Raw genomic sequence first — 16,079 nt, 5'->3', positions numbered from 1 at the left:
TGCCGCCCTCATCCTTTTCGACATTGCCATTCAATCACCGACGCCGGGCGGCGGCAAGCGGCTTCGCGTTGGCGCTGCGGAACGGCTTGGGGTAAGGATCCGCGCAGCGTTCCCGCGGTGTGCTGCGTTCTCCGGCAAGCGTTTCGATGACCACCTTCGCGATCATCTGCCCGCCCTATTACAGCCATCTGCGGCTGTTCGAGGCGCTGGCCGAAGAGCTGCTTTCGCGCGGCCATGCGGTGCATTTCGTCGTCAATGCCGGCGCCGGCGCGATGATCGAGGCGAAAGGCGAGGGGCTCGGCGTCCACGAGGTCGGCCGGCGCAGCCGCGAGGATCTCGCAAGGCTCACCGCCCGGGCGGTGGGCGGCGGCAGGCCGATGTCGGTGCTGAGGACCGTGCGCGATTCGGCAAGGCTGACCGATGAGCTCTGCCGCGAGGCCCCTGATCTATGCCGGTCGCTCGGCGTCGAGGCGATCCTCGGCGACCAGATGGAGCCGGCAGCGGGGCTCGTCGCCGACCATCTCGGCCTGCCGCTCGCCTCGATCGCATCGGCGCTGCCCGTCCACGACGACCCGACGGTGCCGCTGCCCTTTCTCGACTGGCCCTACGACCCGAGCGAGGCGGGGCTGAAGCGCAACCGCGGCGGCGTCATGGTCGCAAAGCTCCTGCTGGCACGGCAGAGGAAGACGATCGCCCGCTGGGCCGAACGCTTTGGCCTGCCGGGCCGCGCATCGCTCGCCGACTGTCTCTCGACGACCTGCCAGATCAGCCAACTCACCGAAAGCTTCGATTTTCCGCGCGAAGCTTCGCCGGTCCGCCACGCCGTCGGCCCGATCCGCAGGGCTCACAGCGACGACAAGCCGCCGCCGCTTCGCCATGCCCCCGACCGGCCGCTGGTCTTCGTTTCCTTCGGCACGCTGCAGGGGCACAGGCTGCGGCTGTTCCGCAAGATCGCCGGCGCCTGCAAGCGCCTCGGGGCGGACTGCGTCGTCGCCCATTGTGGCCGCCTGACCGAGCGCCAGGCCGGGACGATCGATGCGCGGCTCGTCACCGATTTCGTGCCGCAGCGGGCGATGCTGGCGCAGGCGGATGTCTGCGTCACCCATGCCGGGATGAACACCGTCCTCGACGCGCTCGAAGCCGGCAAGCCGATGCTGGCGATCCCGATGGCCTTCGATCAGCCCGGGATCGCCGCGCGGATCGTCCATCACGGCGTCGGCGAGCGGCTGACACGCGGCCATTTGTCCGAGGCGTCGATCGCCGCCTGCCTTGAGCGATTGCTAACCCAGGCTAGTTTTGGACAAAACGCCGCCAGGATCGGCAGCGACATCAAGGGCTCCGGCGGCGTGCGACTGGCGGCGGACATCGTCGAGGCCACCGCCGGGCGGGAGGAACGACGGGAAGGGCATGACAGCAATGGCCGCCAGTAACGGCGTCGATATCGCCCTCGTCGGCGGCGGGCTCGCCAATGGCCTGATCGCCTGGCGGCTGGCGGAGATGCGCCCGGACCTCGAGGTGCGGATCTTCGAGGCCGGGCCGGCCGTCGGCGGCAATCACACCTGGTCCTTCCACGAGGGCGATCTCACGTCCCCCGAGCATCGCTGGCTGGCACCCTTCGTCACCTATGCCTGGCCGGACAACGAGGTGCGGTTTCCGAACCGCGCCAAACGGCTCGGCACCGGCTATCGCAGCGTCTCGTCGGAAGAGTTTCGCCTCCTTCTCGAAGGCCGGCTCGGCAGTCGAATCCATTGCGGCGTGCCGGCAAGGGCGCTGACGCCGACCTCGGTGACGCTCGACGACGGGACGAGCGTTTCCGCCGCTGCGGTGATCGACGGGCGCGGCCACGCGCCGAGCCCGCACATGCGCCTCGGCTTTCAGAAATTCCTCGGCCAGGAAATCGAGACGGCGGCATCGCACGGCGTCGTGCGGCCGGTGATCATGGATGCGACGGTGCCCCAGGCGGACGGCTACCGCTTCGTCTATCTGCTGCCTTTGAGCGCTACGCGGCTTTTGATCGAGGACACCTATTACGCCGACGGCGCAGAACTCGATAGGGACCGCCTCGCGGCTTCGATCGCCGACTATGTCGCCGCCCATGGCTGGCAGGTGGCCGAGATCCTGCGGGAGGAAGAGGGCATCCTGCCGATCGCCATCGATGGCGACATCGAGGCCTTCTGGGACGACAAGTCCGGCGTCGCGGCGTCGGGTCTTGCCGCCGGACTTTTCCACCCGACCACCGGCTATTCGCTGCCCGACGCGGTGAAGCTAGCCGACCGGCTGGCGGCACTGCCGGACCATTCAGCAGCAACGCTTCATGCAGAGACCCGCGCCCATTCGGTCGGGGCGTGGAAGGCGCGCGGCTTCTTCCGCATGCTCAACCGGCTTCTGTACTTTGCCGGCGATGCATCGGAGCGCTACCGGATCCTCGAACATTTCTACCGGCTCGACGCGCCGCTGGTCGCAAGGTTCTACGCCGCACGGCTGAAGACGCGGGACAAGCTGCGCATCCTCACCGGCAAGCCGCCGGTGCCGTTCGGCAACGCGATCCGCGTCCTTGCCCGCCACCGTCTGACGGGAGACCTCGCATGAGCGCCGCGCTGGACGGAACCGCCCCGACGCAGGGTGAGAGAGGGGCGGTGGTGATCGGTGCCGGCTTCGGCGGCATCGCCCTTGCCATCCGCCTGCAGGCGGCGGGCATCGAGACGGTGCTCGTCGAAAAGCGCGACCGGCCGGGCGGCCGGGCCTATGTCTACGAGGACGCCGGCTACACCTTCGACGCCGGCCCGACGGTGATCACCGACCCGACGGCGATCGAGGAGCTTTTCGTCGCCGCCGGACGGCCGATGTCCGACTATGTCACGCTGCTGCCGGTCTCGCCCTTCTACCGCCTCTGCTGGGAGGACGGCCGCTTCTTCGACTATGTCAACGACCAGGCCGAGCTCGATCGGCAGATCGCCGAGTTCGCGCCGCAGGATGTCGAGGGCTACCGCCGCTTCCTCGCCTATTCGCGGGAGGTCTTTCGCGAAGGCTACGAGAAGCTCGGCACCGTGCCGTTCCTCTCGTTTCGCGACATGGTGCGGGCCGGGCCGCAGCTGGCGCGGCTCGGGGCCTGGAAGAGCGTCCATGCCAAGGTGGCGGAGTTCATCTCCGACGAGCATCTGCGCCAGACCTTCTCCTTCCATTCGCTGCTCGTCGGCGGCAATCCCTTCGCCACCTCGTCGATCTATGCGCTGATCCACGCGCTGGAGCGGAAATGGGGCGTCTGGTTCGCGAAGGGCGGCACCGGGGCCCTCGTCGAAGGGCTCGTCAAGCTCTTCACCGATATCGGCGGGCGGATCGAACTGTCGGCCGAGGTCGCCGAGATCGAGACGGCGTCTGGCAGGGCGTCCGCCGTGAGGCTGAAGGACGGCCGGCGCTTTCCCGCCGAGATGGTCGCCTCCAACGCCGACGTCGTCCACACCTATGGCGACCTCCTCTCCGCCACGAAGCGCGGGGAGAGCGAGGCGGCGCGGCTGAAGAAGAAGCGCTTCTCGATGTCGCTCTTCGTCATCTATTTCGGCCTGAAGACGCACCGGCCGGACATCCGCCACCACACCGTCTGCTTCGGTGCGCGCTACCGCGAGCTGATTTCGGAGATCTTCAACGGCTCCGACCTTCCCGGCGACTTCTCGCTCTATCTCCACAACCCTTGCGTCACCGATCCGTCGCTCGCGCCGGAGGGGGCGGGCGCCTTCTACGTCCTGTCGCCGGTGCCGCATCTCGGCAATGCCGACATCGACTGGGAGAGCGAAGGGCCGCGCTACCGCGACCGCATCCTCGCCTATCTCGAGGAGCGCTACATTCCGGGCCTGAGAGCCGATCTCGCCACCTGCCGGATCTTCACGCCCGCCGACTTCAAGTCGGAGCTGAACGCCCATCTCGGCTCGGCCTTCTCGCTCGATCCGGTGCTCACCCAGAGCGCCTGGTTCCGGCCGCACAATCGCGACGACAGGATCGGCAATCTCTATCTCGTCGGGGCGGGCACCCATCCGGGCGCCGGCGTGCCGGGGGTCATCGGCTCGGCCAAGGCGACGGCCGGCCTGATGATCGCGGACGGGGCGCGGGCAATCTGATGTCCGTTGCCTCCGAACCCCTGCAGCCGCCGTCATCCGGCCAGGCCGATCGGGCGGAACTCGCCGCCCTTGCCGAGGATGCCATCGCCAAGGGGTCGAAGAGCTTTGCCGCGGCGGCAAAACTCTTCGATCCCGAGGTCCGCCGCAGCGCGATGATGCTCTATGCTTGGTGCCGCCACTGCGACGACGTCATCGACGGCCAGCAGCTGGGCTTCGCCCGCCGTCCGACGGCTGGCCAGCCAGAACCGATGCAGCGCCTGAGCGATCTGGCGATCGATACGCTGAGGGCGCTTTCCGGCGAGCGCGACCTGCATCCCGCCTATCTCTCGGTGGCCGACGTCGTCGCCCGCCACGACCTGCCCCAGCGGCTGCTGATCGAGCATCTCGAGGGCTACCGCATGGACGCCGGCGGCGAGCGCTACGCCACGATCGACGACACGCTTGGCTATTGCTACTGCGTCGCCGGGGTGGTGGGCGTGATGATGGCGCTGATCATGGGCGCGAAGGGCGAGCGGTCCCTCGACCGGGCGAGCGATCTCGGCATCGCCTTCCAGCTCACCAACATCGCCCGCGACATCGTCGAGGACGCCCGCAACGGCCGGGTCTATGTCCCGGATGACTGGCTGGCCGAGGCGGGGCTCGATGCCGCCGACCTGACCGATCCCGCCCGCCGGCAGGAGGTCGCGCGGCTTGCGGCGCGGCTCGTCGATCTCGCCGAGCCCTATTACCGCTCCGCCTTCATCGGCCTGGCGGCGCTGCCGGCCCGCTCTGCCTGGGCCGTGGCGACGGCCCATGGCGTCTACCGCCAGATCGGTCTCGACCTCAGGGCGAAGGGTGCGGCAGCCTACGGCACGCGGGTTTCCACCCGGCGGCGCGACAAGCTGCGCCACGTCGTCCTCGGCGCGCTGAAGGTGGCAGCGACGCGGATCGCCTGGCCCGTGCCGCGGCCGGCCAAGCTGTGGACCCGGCCGAAGGGCCGGCCAAAGGGCGAGGAACGAACGTCAGGAGACCGTCGGGCGGGGCTCTGACGGCTTGCGGGCCTGCCGCTCGGCCACGACCGTGCCTCGCGAGCGCAGTTCGGCGGAAAGCTTTTCCACCGGCGGGGCGTAGAGAAAGCCGAACGAGACGCAGCCCTCCTTGCCTTCCACCGCGTGGTGCAGCCTGTGCGCCTGGACGAGGCGCTTGGCATAGCCGCGGTGGGGAATCGCCCGGAACGGCCAACGCTGATGCACCAGCCCGTCATGGACGACGAAATAGAAGACGCCGTAGAGCGTGATCCCGACGGCGACGGCGAAGACGACGGGATGGCCGTTCGAGCCGACGACGAAGAGGGCGATCGCCAGCACCGAAAAGACCACGGCGTAGAGGTCGTTCTTCTCGAACACGCCCTCGGTCTCTTCATGATGGGAGCGGTGCCAGCCCCAGCCGAAGCCGTGCATGATGTATTTGTGCGCCGCCCAGGCAACGCCCTCCATCAGCAGGAAGACGCCGACGGCAATGGCGGCGAGGCCGAGAAATTCCATGAGACCCATCCGTCTCTCCCGCGGGCACCTCGCGCGACGGCGGAACGACCCGCCGCCGGGAGGGGACTATTTCGCCCCGACGTCCTGCCGCTGCGTCGCAGGATCGGCCGATGTCGGAAGCGCTTCCTGGAAGATGAAGTCGACGCAGCCATGCATCAAGCTCTTTGGCCCGACGGATTCGTCGAGATAGGCGTGAGCCTTCGCCACGTGGCCGGTGATCCGGTCGACGACCGACTGGCTGCCGATCACCGAACCGATCGTCGACTTGCCGATGTCCTTGCCGACGTCCTTGCCGGTGCGAAGGGCATTGCCGTCCTGATCCAGCAGATCGTCGAGCAGCTGAAAGGCGTGGCCGAGCTCGGCACCGAAGCTGCGTAGAGCCAGCCGGACTGCGTGACTTGCGCCGGAGACTACCGCGCCGATCTCGACGGCGGCGGAAAACAGCGAGCCGGTCTTCAGGCTGTTGGTCGCCGCGATGTCGGTGACCTCCCGCTGGTGGGAGCCGTCCCTCAGATCGGCGAATTGTCCGGCGACGAGGCCCGAGACGCCGACGGCACGGGTGAGGATGACGACGCTCTGGGCCCGCACCTCGTCGCTCGCGCCGGAAAGCTTCGCCAGCGTCTCGAAGGCGCCGGAGAGCGAGGCGATGGCCGCGAGAATCGCGACGTCCTCGCCATAGGCGGCATGCACCGCCGGGCGGCCGCGCCGCATGGTGGCGTCGTCCATCGACGGCAGGTCGTCGAGGGCAAGCGAGGCGGCATGCACCATTTCGATGGCACAGCCGGCATCGATCGCCACCTCGACGTCGCCGCCGAGATCCATCGCCACCATCATCGTCATCATCGGACGCAGCCGTTTGCCGGGCGCGAGAACGCTCGCCGCGATCGCCTCGTCGAGGGGTGTCTGGCCGGGCAGGGCGCGGGGCACGAGACGGCGCAGCCGCCCGTCGATCATCTCGCGCTGGGCGGCGAGGCTGCGCTTCAGCTCAGGTGTCATGTCGCCGACCCCAAGCCTTGAATGGACGAGGGATTGCCCCTGACCGGCGGTACGCGCATTGTTGTCTCGTTGCGATCGTTTGGACTCCATGCCGGGTTCCGCCAAGGAACCTCGCCTTGCACTCATATCGGGAAACGCGCCGCGCAAACAGCCGCCCGTTCCGTCTTGCCCGCGGACCCTCGATTGCCGCAAAACCCCCGGGCGACGGGCGGCATCGTTGCAAAGGATTTGATGATGGACAATAGCGTGCGGCGGGCGAAACTGCGGCAGTGCACGGCCATTCGCCGACGACCGGACACGAATGCTTGATGAGCGATGACCACCCCCGGCCGAAGGGCTCCGACATCGCGGGACGCAAGAGCGATCACCTCGACATCGTGCTCGCGACCGCCGCCGCAGACCGCCCGGAGCGGCTGACGACCGGGCTCGAGGCGATCCGATTCGAGCACTGCGCGCTGCCGGAGCTGTCGCTCGCCGCGATCGATCTCTCCACCCGTTTCCTCGGCCGGCGGCTCAAGGCGCCGCTGCTGATCTCGTCGATGACCGGCGGGCCGGAGCGGGCCGCGCGGATCAACGCCCGTCTCGCCGAGGTGGCCGGCGACCTCGGCATCGCGCTCGCCGTCGGCTCGCAGCGCATCGCAATCGAGGGAAGGGCGACCGGCGGGCTCGACCGGTCGCTGCGCCGGCTGGCACAAGACGTGCCGATCCTCGCCAATATCGGCGCGGCGCAGCTCGGCCTCGGCTACGGGACGGCCGAGGCGATGCGGGCGGTGGAGATGATCGAGGCGGATGCGCTGATCGTCCATCTCAATCCGCTGCAGGAGGCGGTGCAGGCCGGCGGCGACACCGACTGGCAAGGCATTTTCACAAGGATCGAGACGCTTGCTCGCGACCTCGCCGTGCCGCTGGTCGTCAAGGAGGTCGGGGCCGGCATTTCGGCGAGCCTTGCCCGCCGTCTGGTCGAGGCCGGCGTCGCGGCCATCGACGTTGCCGGTGCAGGCGGCACCAGCTGGGCGGCGGTCGAGGCGGAACGCGCCGACGACCCGCTTCTGCGCAGGACCGCGATGGCCTTTGCCGACTGGGGCATCCCGACGGCGCGGGCGATCGCAGGGGTGAGGGCGGCCTGTCCCGATACGACGATGATCGGCTCCGGCGGACTGCGAAGCGGCCTCGACGTCGCGCGGGCGATCCGCCTCGGCGCCGATCTCGGCGGCCAGGCCGCGGCGACCCTGGCGGCCGCAGACCATTCGGCCGAGGCGGTGGCGGCCCATTTTGCGGCCGTCATCCAGGAGCTCAGGATCGCCTGCTTCTGCACCGGTTCGGCCGATCTCGCCGCGCTGAGGCGGGCGCCGCTGATCGATCCGCCGGGCTTTGTGGCTGCGGCGATCGACGGTGAAACCGTCGCACCGGAAGGCTGAGCGGCCATAGATCGTTGCTGCCGTGCCTGGTTTTTGAGAGGCGCTCCTTTGCGCCCTTGACCCCCTCTGTCCTCCTGAGCCTGTCGAAGGGCGGACATCACCCTCAAGGGAGGAGATCGGCGGCATTTGGGCGGTGCGCATCGGTCATGGGCGGAGGCAATGGCATCGTCGATCGGAAGTCGGATGTTAAGTCGGTCGGGGAGCTGGACGTCCAAGCGAGGTTGATCTCCCCCCTTGAGGGGGAGATGTCCGGCAGGACAGAGGGGGGTACGCTAAAGCGCGCGGCCCTTGAAACAATAAATGACCGGTGCAGAACAGAACGTCCGGCGCCGACTGGCCCGAAACCTGCGGCCGGGTCCCTCGTTAACCCGCCCGCACCGCCCCCTCCGGATAGAGAGCGCCGAGCAGCGGCAGGTGCTTGGCGCCGCGCTCCACCAGAAACGCCTTGAAGGCGCGTTCCGCCGGCGCGGCGATCCGCTCCTGCCGGCAGACGGCATACCATTTGCGCCGGATCGGCATATCGGCGACGTCGAGCACCGCCAGCCGGCCCATCTCAACCTCGAAGGCGATGGTGTGGGCGGAGATGAAGGCGATCCCGAGCCCCGCCATCACCGCCTGCTTGATCGTCTCGTTGGACCCCATCTCGACGCTGGCCGCCGCCAGCCGGTCGAGATCGCTGATGAAGAATCCCTCGAGCGCCGCGCGGGTGCCCGATCCCTGCTCGCGAATGATGATCGTTTCCAACAGCAGCCGCTCGCGGGGAATGTCGCGTTCGCGGGCGAGGGGATGGGCCGGATCGGCGACGATCACCAGCGGGTGGTCGCCGAAGAAGGTCGAGGTGACCGGAAACTCCATCGGCGGGCGGCCCATCAGCGCGATGTCGAGCTTGTAGTCCTTGAGCTCGGCGGTGATCGCGTGGCGGTTGCCGACCCTGAGCTTCACGACGATCTCGGGATAGGCATCGCGAAAGGCCGCGATCAGCCGGGGCGCGAAATATTTCGCCGTCGAGACGACGCCGAGATTGATCGTCCCGGAGCGGACGCCCTTGATCGAATCGATCTGCTCGCAAAGCCCGCGAAGGGTGGTGTCGATGGCGTTGGCGGCGGAGAGAACCGCCTCTCCCGCCACGGTGAGGCGCATGCCGTCGCTGGTGCGGTCGAACAGCGCGAGTCCGCAGTCGTCCTCGATCTGCTTGACCTGCAGGGTCACCGCCGGCGCCGTAAGCCCTACTTGCCTTGCGGCGGCGGCAATGGTCCCGTGCCGGCTGATCGCCTGGATCGAGCGCAACTGGCGAAGAGTGAGGTTCCGCATGACACCGTAGTTATTTTGTTTTATGGCTTGGGTAAAGATATTAAATTTTACTTATCCGCAAAGCACGCCGATGCTCGCTATCAACGAGCGAGCGGGGCGCAGAATTCCGCAGCTCAATGGAGGACAGCATGGCATCGTCTCTCGACGCCCATCTCAGATCGGAATGCGGCAACGATCCGCTGAAGCAGCAGGTCGCCGAAACGATCCGCAATCTCGCGGGCGCCGCGGTCAAGCTGCGCAACAAGATCATCGCCGGCGGCGACGGCATGGGCCAGGCGCGCGGCGGGACGAATGCCGGCGGCGACGTCCAGAAGGAGCTCGACGTCATCGCCGACCGGGTGTTCCTGGAGGCGGCCGAGGCATCGCCGCTGGCCTATTTCGGCTCCGAGGAGCAGGAAGGCGCGGTGGCCCTGAAGCCGGACGCTTCGCTGGCGATGGCGATCGATCCGCTCGACGGCTCCTCGAACATCGAGACCAACGTCTCGATCGGAACGATCTTCTCGATCCTGCCGGTGGACGAGGAGCACCGGGCCGATCCGTCCAGGGTGTTCCGGCAGAAGGGATCGCGCCAGCTCGGCGCCGGCTTCTTCATCTACGGGCCGCAGCTTCTCCTGGTCATGTCGATGGGCAACGGCACCCACGTCTTCATCTTCTCGCCGGGCTTCGGCGGCTTCGTCGAACTCAAGACCTCGATCGCCATCGTCGACAAGGCGAACGAGTTCGCCATCAACGCCTCGAACTACCGGCACTGGGACCAGCCGATCCGCAGCTATGTCGACGATCTCCTCGCCGGCAGCGAGGGCCCGCGCGAGCGCGACTTCAACATGCGCTGGGTCGGTTCGATGGTCGCCGACTGCTATCGTATCCTCCTGCGCGGCGGGATCTTCCTCTATCCGGGCGATGGCCGCAAAGGCTACGCCAAGGGCCGGCTGCGGCTGGTCTACGAGGCCAATCCGGTCGCCTTCTGCATCGAGAATGCCGGCGGCAAGGCGACCGACGGCACCACCTCGATCCTCGATATCGAGCCCGAGGGTCTGCACGACCGAACGCCGCTGGTATTCGGCTCGAAGCGCGAGGTGGAGCGGGTCGCCCGCTACATCGCCGACCCCTCGGCGCTTGCCGAGCGCTCGCCGCTGTTCGGCAAGAGGAGCCTTTTCCGGGCATGAGCGTCTGACGGCCGCAAAAGGCCCGGGGGACAGGCCGGAGCGTAGTGCATGAGGGCGAATGCGCCTTTGCGAATCGGCCCGTTGCGTTGGGACGCGCGGCGGGTCTGGGAGGAAATCCGATGTCCGCGAAGCATCCGATCATCGTCATCACCGGGTCGTCGGGGGCCGGTACGACTTCGGTAAAGAATATCTTCGACCAGATCTTCCGGCGCGAAGAGGTGCGGGCCGCCTTCATCGAGGGCGACGCCTTCCACCGCTACGACCGTCAAGCGATGAAGGCCAAGATGCTGGAGGAAGAGGCGAGGGGGAACCGCGACTTCTCGCATTTCAGCCCGGAGGCGAACGTTCTGGAGAAGCTGCAGGAGGTGTTTTCCGATTTCGGCCGCAAGGGTCGCGGCGAGACCCGCCACTACATCCACGACGAGGAGGAAGCACAGCTCTATGGCAGCGAGCCCGGCACCTTCTCGGACTGGACGCCGCTCGAGGAGAGCGACCTGCTCTTCTACGAAGGGCTGCATGGCTGCGTGAAGACCGACACCGTCGATCTGGCGCCGCTGGTGGACCTGAAGATCGGCGTCGTGCCGGTGATCAATCTCGAATGGATCCAGAAGATCCATCGCGACAGGGCGACCCGCGGCTATTCCACCGAGGCGGTGATGGACACGATCCTCAGGCGGATGCCCGACTACGTGAAATACATCTGCCCGCAATTTGCCCGCACCGACATCAACTTCCAGCGGGTGCCGATCGTCGACACCTCCGACCCGTTCATCGCCCGCTGGATCCCGACGCCGGACGAATCGATGATCGTCATCCGTTTTGCCAAACCCCGCGGCATCGATTTTCCCTATCTTCTGTCTATGATCCACGGGAGCTTCATGTCCCGGGCGAATTCCATCGTCGCACCGGGCAACAAGCTCGACATCGCAATGCAGCTCATCCTGACGCCGCTGATCCTCCAGCTGATGGAAAAGAAACGCCGCGCGTCCTGAGCTCGAACACGAAATTCCAAGGAAAGACATCATGTCCGAAGCCGCCGACAAAATGCCCCACGAGATGGCGGGCGTCTCTCTGCGAGACATGGCGAACGCCATCCGCGCGCTGTCGATGGACGCCGTCCAGAAGGCCAATTCCGGCCATCCCGGCATGCCGATGGGCATGGCCGACGTCGCCGCCGTGCTGTTCTCGAAGTTCCTGAGGATCGATCCCTCCCAGCCGCACTGGCCGAACCGGGACCGTTTCATCCTGTCGAACGGCCACGGCTCGATGCTGCAATATTCGGTGATGCACCTCCTCGGCTTCCCGGAAATGACGATCGAGGAGATCGAGAACTTCCGCCAACTCGGCAGCCGCACCGCCGGCCATCCGGAATACGGCCATGCCGCCGGCATCGAGGCGACCACCGGCCCGCTCGGCCAGGGCATCACCATGTCGGTCGGCATGGCGCTCGCCGAGCGGATGCTCAACCAGCGCTTCGGCGACGATCTCGTCGACCACTACACCTATGCCTTCTGCGGCGACGGCTGCCTGATGGAGGGCATCTCCCACGAGGCGATCGATCTTGCCGGGCACCTGAAGCTCAACAAGCTGATCTTCTTCTTCGATGACAATCACATCTCGATCGACGGCGACACCAAGCTGTCGACCTCGATCGACCAGCGCGAGCGCTTCGAGGCGCATGGCTGGAATACCTTTGCGGTGGACGGTCACGACCCCGAGGCGATCGAGAAGGTCATCCTCGAGGCGCAGAAGAGCGACAAGCCGGCCTTCATCGCCTGCCGCACCATCATCGGCTATGGCGCACCGAACATGCAGGGCACCGACAAGGTGCACGGCTCGGCGCTCGGGGCGGACGAAGTCGCCGCGACGCGCAAGAACATCGGCTGGACCTCTAAGGCCTTCGTCGTTCCCGAGCCGATCACCAAGGCCTGGCATGCCGCCGCGACGAAGGGACGCGAAGCCCGCGAGGCCTGGGAAAAGCGCCGTGACGCGGCGCCGAACCGCGCCGCCTTCGAGGCGCAATATGCCACGGCGCTGCCGGAGAACCTCGCCGAGCTGATGGCCGCGGCCCGCGCCGACGTCGTCACCGACAAGCCGAATGTCGCGACCCGCAAGGCATCAGAAATGGCGCTCGAGGTGATCAATGGCGCGTCCGAGGTGACCATCGGCGGCTCGGCCGACCTGACGCCCTCGAACAACACCCGGACCAAAGGGCTGAAGGACATCGCCCCCGGCGACTATGCCGGCCGCTACATCCGCTACGGCATCCGCGAACACGGCATGTCCGCCGTGATGAACGGGATCGCGCTGCATGGCGGCTTCGTTCCCTATGGCGGCACCTTCATGTGCTTCACCGACTATGCGCGCGGCGCCATCCGCCTGTCGGCGCTGATGGGCATCCGGGTCGTCTATGTGATGACCCACGATTCCATCGGTCTCGGCGAGGACGGCCCGACGCACCAGCCGATCGAGCATCTGGCGATCCACCGGGCGACGCCGAACCTTCTCCTGTTCCGGCCGGCCGACGCCGTCGAGACCAACGAGGCCTGGGAGATCGCCATGGGCGAGACCAAGCGGCCTTCGGTGATGGCGCTGTCGCGCCAGGGCGTGCCGACGCTGCGCTCGGGTTCGGTCTCCGAGAACAAGACCCGCAAGGGCGCCTATGTCCTCAAGGACACCGACGGGCCGCGCGACATCACCATCCTGTCCACCGGAACCGAGGTCTCGCTCGCCGTCGAGGCGGCCAAGCGGCTCGAGGCGAACGGTCTCAAGGTCGCCGTCGTCTCGATGCCCTGCTGGGAGCTGTTCGAGGAGCAGGATGCGGCCTATCGCAAGTCCGTCCTCGGCACGGCGCCGCGCATCGCCATCGAGGCGGCCGCCCGGCTCGGCTGGGATCGCTGGATCGGCGAGGACGGCCACTTCATCGGCATGACCAGCTTCGGCGCCTCGGCGCCGGCGCCGGAAGTCTACAAGCATTTCGGCATCACCGCCGATGCGGTCGTCGAGGCCGCCGGCGAGATGCTGAAGCGCTGACCGTCTGACCACGGCATGACGCTCCGGGCCGGACCACCGGCCCGGAGCGGGAGAAGCGAGGACCGCCGCCGCTCACAGTATCGGCCCCGAAAATCGGAACCGCTTTTCGCAAAGCACGATCTGGTGACTGAATCAGTTGGAGCGTCCTTCGCGCGTGCGAATGGATGCGCGTCCCCCTAGGCGGGCAGCGAGTAGCCGCGGCCGAACGACCGGCCGCAAAGCGTGAACGACAGCAAGACCGGCATGCAACGGCGCGGGGAGTCTCTCCGCGGCGACGGGAGCGGCTTTGCCTGACGCCGGCATCGAAGGGCGGCGGGGCGCATCGCGATTTTCAACGCAAGGAGGAGAAGGCGACATGGATTCGGGATCGCAGACCGTCACCGGCAAGGACCGCTACAAGTCCGGCGTCATGCAGTACAAGCAGATGGGCTACTGGGAGCCCGACTACGAGCCGAAGGAGACGGACGTCATCGCCTGTTTCCGGATCACCCCGCAGGACGGCGTCGATCCGATCGAGGCGGCCGCCGCCGTCGCCGGCGAGAGCTCGACCGCCACCTGGACCGTGGTCTGGACGGATCGCCTGACCGCGGCCGAGAAGTACCGGGCGAAGGCCTATCGCGTCGACAAGGTGCCGAACACCACCGACCAGTATTTCGCCTATATCGCCTACGATCTCGATCTCTTCGAGCGGGGCTCGATCGCCAACCTGACCGCCTCGATCATCGGCAACGTCTTCGGCTTCAAGCCGCTGAAGGGCCTGAGGCTCGAGGACATGCGGCTGCCGACCGCCTATGTGAAGACCTTCCAGGGCCCGGCCACCGGCATCGTCGTCGAGCGCGAGCGGCTCGACAAGTTCGGCCGGCCGCTGCTCGGCGCGACGGTGAAGCCGAAGCTCGGCCTCTCGGGGCGCAACTATGGCCGCGTCGTCTACGAGGCGCTGAAGGGCGGGCTCGACTTCACCAAGGACGACGAGAACATCAATTCGCAGCCCTTCATGGACTGGCGCGAGCGCTACCTCTACTGCATGGAGGCGGTGAACAAGGCCCAGGCCGCCACCGGCGAGATCAAGGGCACCTATCTCAACGTCACCGCCGCCACGATGGAGGACATGTACGAGCGGGCCGAATTTGCCGCCGAACTCGGCTCGAACATCGTCATGATCGATCTCGTCATCGGCTGGACGGCGATGCAGTCCATGGCGAAATGGGCGCGCCGCAAGAACATGATCCTGCATCTCCACCGGGCAGGGCACTCCACCTATACGCGCCAGAAGACCCACGGCGTCTCCTTCCGGGTCATCGCCAAATGGGCGCGGCTCGCCGGCGTCGATCACATCCATGCCGGGACCGTGGTCGGCAAGCTGGAGGGCGACCCGGCGACGACGCGCGGCTATTACGACATCTGCCGCAACGAGTTCACCGAGAAGCGGCTGGAGAACGGCGTCTTCTTCGACCAGCCCTGGGCTTCGTTGAACAAGATGATGCCGGTCGCCTCCGGCGGCATTCATGCCGGCCAGATGCACCAGCTCATCGATCTCCTCGGCGAAGACGTGGTGCTGCAGTTCGGCGGCGGCACGATCGGCCATCCGATGGGGATCGCCGCCGGCGCGACGGCCAACCGCGTCGCGCTCGAATGCATGATCCTCGCCCGCAACGAGGGCCGCGACATCGTCCGCGAGGGTCCGGATATCCTCAACGAGGCGGCGAAGAGCTGCGCGCCGCTCAAAGCCGCTCTCGATACCTGGAAGGACGTCACCTTCAACTACACCTCGACCGACTCGCCCGACTACGCGGTGACCGCCACGGCCGCCTGAGCCGTGCGTGAGGGCTGGGGCGGATGTTTCCTCCCAGGGGCCGCCCCAGCCACTCCACGCCGTCCGTCACCCCGATCCCATCGAAGGAGATGATACCATGCGCGTGACACAGGGAACGTTTTCCTTCCTGCCCGACCTTTCCGACGAGCAGATCACCCGACAGGTGCAATACTGCCTCGACAATGGCTGGGCGGTGAATCTCGAATACACCGACGATCCGCATCCCCGGAACACCTACTGGGACATGTGGGGCCAGCCGATGTTCGACGTCGCCGACGCCGCCGGCGTGATGATGGAACTCGCCGCCTGCCGGAAGGCCTATGGCGACCGCTACATCCGGCTCTCGGCCTTCGACTCCTCGCATGGCTGGGAATCGGTGAAGCTGTCCTTCCTGGTCAACCGGCCGGCGGACGAGCCTGGCTACCGCCTGCGCCGCCAGGAAACCTACGGCCGCACCATGCGCTACACCACCGAGCCCTATGCCGACGGCAAGCCGGAGGGCGAGCGCTACGGGGGGTGAAGGGTTGGCATTCGCGTCGACCGAGAGGTTCGTGCCGAGGCACCCCCCTCTGCCTGCCGGCATCTCCCCCTCAAGGGCAGGCGAATCGCATATGGCCGGCGGTGATTTGAAGCTGATCGGGCTTGCGGTTTTGGCTCTGATTGATTCTGGAAGCATCCATGGAGATGTCCCGTGGAGGCGAAGATGG

At 67.0% G+C, this 16,079-nt stretch carries 13 protein-coding genes; 10 read left to right on the top strand and 3 right to left on the bottom strand.

What is annotated here, in order from left to right:
- Positions 1–146 precede the first annotated feature (146 nt).
- The 4 genes from E3C22_RS10005 to E3C22_RS09990 are packed head-to-tail and all read left to right on the top strand — an operon-like array spanning position 147 to position 5,140.
- Positions 147–1,430 (top strand): glycosyltransferase, encoded by a 1,284-nt coding sequence (locus E3C22_RS10005; protein ID WP_134761897.1) that lies wholly within the window; start codon positions 147–149, stop codon positions 1,428–1,430.
- Positions 1,417–2,589 (top strand): lycopene beta-cyclase CrtY, encoded by a 1,173-nt coding sequence (gene crtY / locus E3C22_RS10000; RefSeq protein WP_245514903.1) that lies wholly within the window; start codon positions 1,417–1,419, stop codon positions 2,587–2,589. Before E3C22_RS10005 ends, crtY begins: the two co-directional genes overlap by 14 nt.
- Positions 2,586–4,112: a phytoene desaturase gene (locus E3C22_RS09995; RefSeq protein ID WP_134761895.1), complete on the top strand. Its 1,527-nt coding sequence runs from the start codon at positions 2,586–2,588 to the stop codon at positions 4,110–4,112. Before crtY ends, E3C22_RS09995 begins: the two co-directional genes overlap by 4 nt.
- Positions 4,112–5,140 carry a phytoene/squalene synthase family protein gene (locus tag E3C22_RS09990; RefSeq protein ID WP_134761894.1) on the top strand — a complete coding sequence of 343 codons (1,029 nt, stop codon included), beginning with the start codon at positions 4,112–4,114 and terminating at the stop codon, positions 5,138–5,140. Before E3C22_RS09995 ends, E3C22_RS09990 begins: the two co-directional genes overlap by 1 nt.
- Here the strand turns inward: E3C22_RS09990 and E3C22_RS09985 are convergent.
- The gene (locus E3C22_RS09985) at positions 5,114–5,644 is read right to left on the bottom strand and encodes a sterol desaturase family protein (protein ID WP_245514901.1); all 531 of its coding nucleotides are present in this window, start codon (positions 5,642–5,644) and stop codon (positions 5,114–5,116) included. The two genes, E3C22_RS09990 and E3C22_RS09985, sit on opposite strands and share 27 nt — an antisense overlap.
- 57 nt (positions 5,645–5,701) lie before the next feature.
- Complete coding sequence (locus E3C22_RS09980; protein WP_134761893.1) at positions 5,702–6,631, bottom strand: polyprenyl synthetase family protein; 930 nt, start codon at positions 6,629–6,631, stop codon at positions 5,702–5,704.
- A gap of 308 nt (positions 6,632–6,939) precedes the next feature.
- Here E3C22_RS09980 and fni point away from each other — a divergent pair, with 308 nt between their 5' ends.
- The gene (fni, locus tag E3C22_RS09975; RefSeq protein ID WP_134761892.1) at positions 6,940–8,049 is read left to right on the top strand and encodes a type 2 isopentenyl-diphosphate Delta-isomerase; all 1,110 of its coding nucleotides are present in this window, start codon (positions 6,940–6,942) and stop codon (positions 8,047–8,049) included.
- Positions 8,050–8,412: 363 nt separating this feature from the next.
- Here fni and E3C22_RS09970 read toward each other — a convergent pair whose 3' ends face one another.
- Positions 8,413–9,360 (bottom strand): LysR family transcriptional regulator, encoded by a 948-nt coding sequence (locus E3C22_RS09970; RefSeq protein WP_134761891.1) that lies wholly within the window; start codon positions 9,358–9,360, stop codon positions 8,413–8,415.
- Between the two features lie 128 nt (positions 9,361–9,488).
- On the opposite strand from E3C22_RS09970, the gene E3C22_RS09965 reads away from it, so the two are divergent.
- The 5 genes from E3C22_RS09965 to E3C22_RS09945 all read left to right on the top strand — a co-directional run bounded on the left by E3C22_RS09965 (position 9,489) and on the right by E3C22_RS09945 (position 15,892).
- Positions 9,489–10,526 (top strand): class 1 fructose-bisphosphatase, encoded by a 1,038-nt coding sequence (locus tag E3C22_RS09965; protein WP_134761890.1) that lies wholly within the window; start codon positions 9,489–9,491, stop codon positions 10,524–10,526.
- A gap of 119 nt (positions 10,527–10,645) precedes the next feature.
- Positions 10,646–11,518: a phosphoribulokinase gene (locus E3C22_RS09960; RefSeq protein WP_134761889.1), complete on the top strand. Its 873-nt coding sequence runs from the start codon at positions 10,646–10,648 to the stop codon at positions 11,516–11,518.
- 31 nt (positions 11,519–11,549) lie between these two features.
- Positions 11,550–13,559, top strand: coding sequence for a transketolase (gene tkt, locus E3C22_RS09955; protein WP_245514899.1), 2,010 nt, complete (start codon positions 11,550–11,552; stop codon positions 13,557–13,559).
- A gap of 355 nt (positions 13,560–13,914) precedes the next feature.
- Positions 13,915–15,372 carry a form I ribulose bisphosphate carboxylase large subunit gene (locus E3C22_RS09950; RefSeq protein ID WP_134761888.1) on the top strand — a complete coding sequence of 486 codons (1,458 nt, stop codon included), beginning with the start codon at positions 13,915–13,917 and terminating at the stop codon, positions 15,370–15,372.
- A 97-nt stretch (positions 15,373–15,469) separates the two neighbouring features.
- Positions 15,470–15,892: a ribulose bisphosphate carboxylase small subunit gene (locus tag E3C22_RS09945; protein WP_134761887.1), complete on the top strand. Its 423-nt coding sequence runs from the start codon at positions 15,470–15,472 to the stop codon at positions 15,890–15,892.
- Positions 15,893–16,079: the final 187 nt, after the last annotated feature.

The organism is Jiella endophytica, from assembly GCF_004519335.1.
Lineage (GTDB): Bacteria > Pseudomonadota > Alphaproteobacteria > Rhizobiales > Rhizobiaceae > Jiella > Jiella endophytica.
Note: the sequence above shows the minus strand (reverse complement) of the source record. Positions and strands in the feature narration are given on the sequence as shown.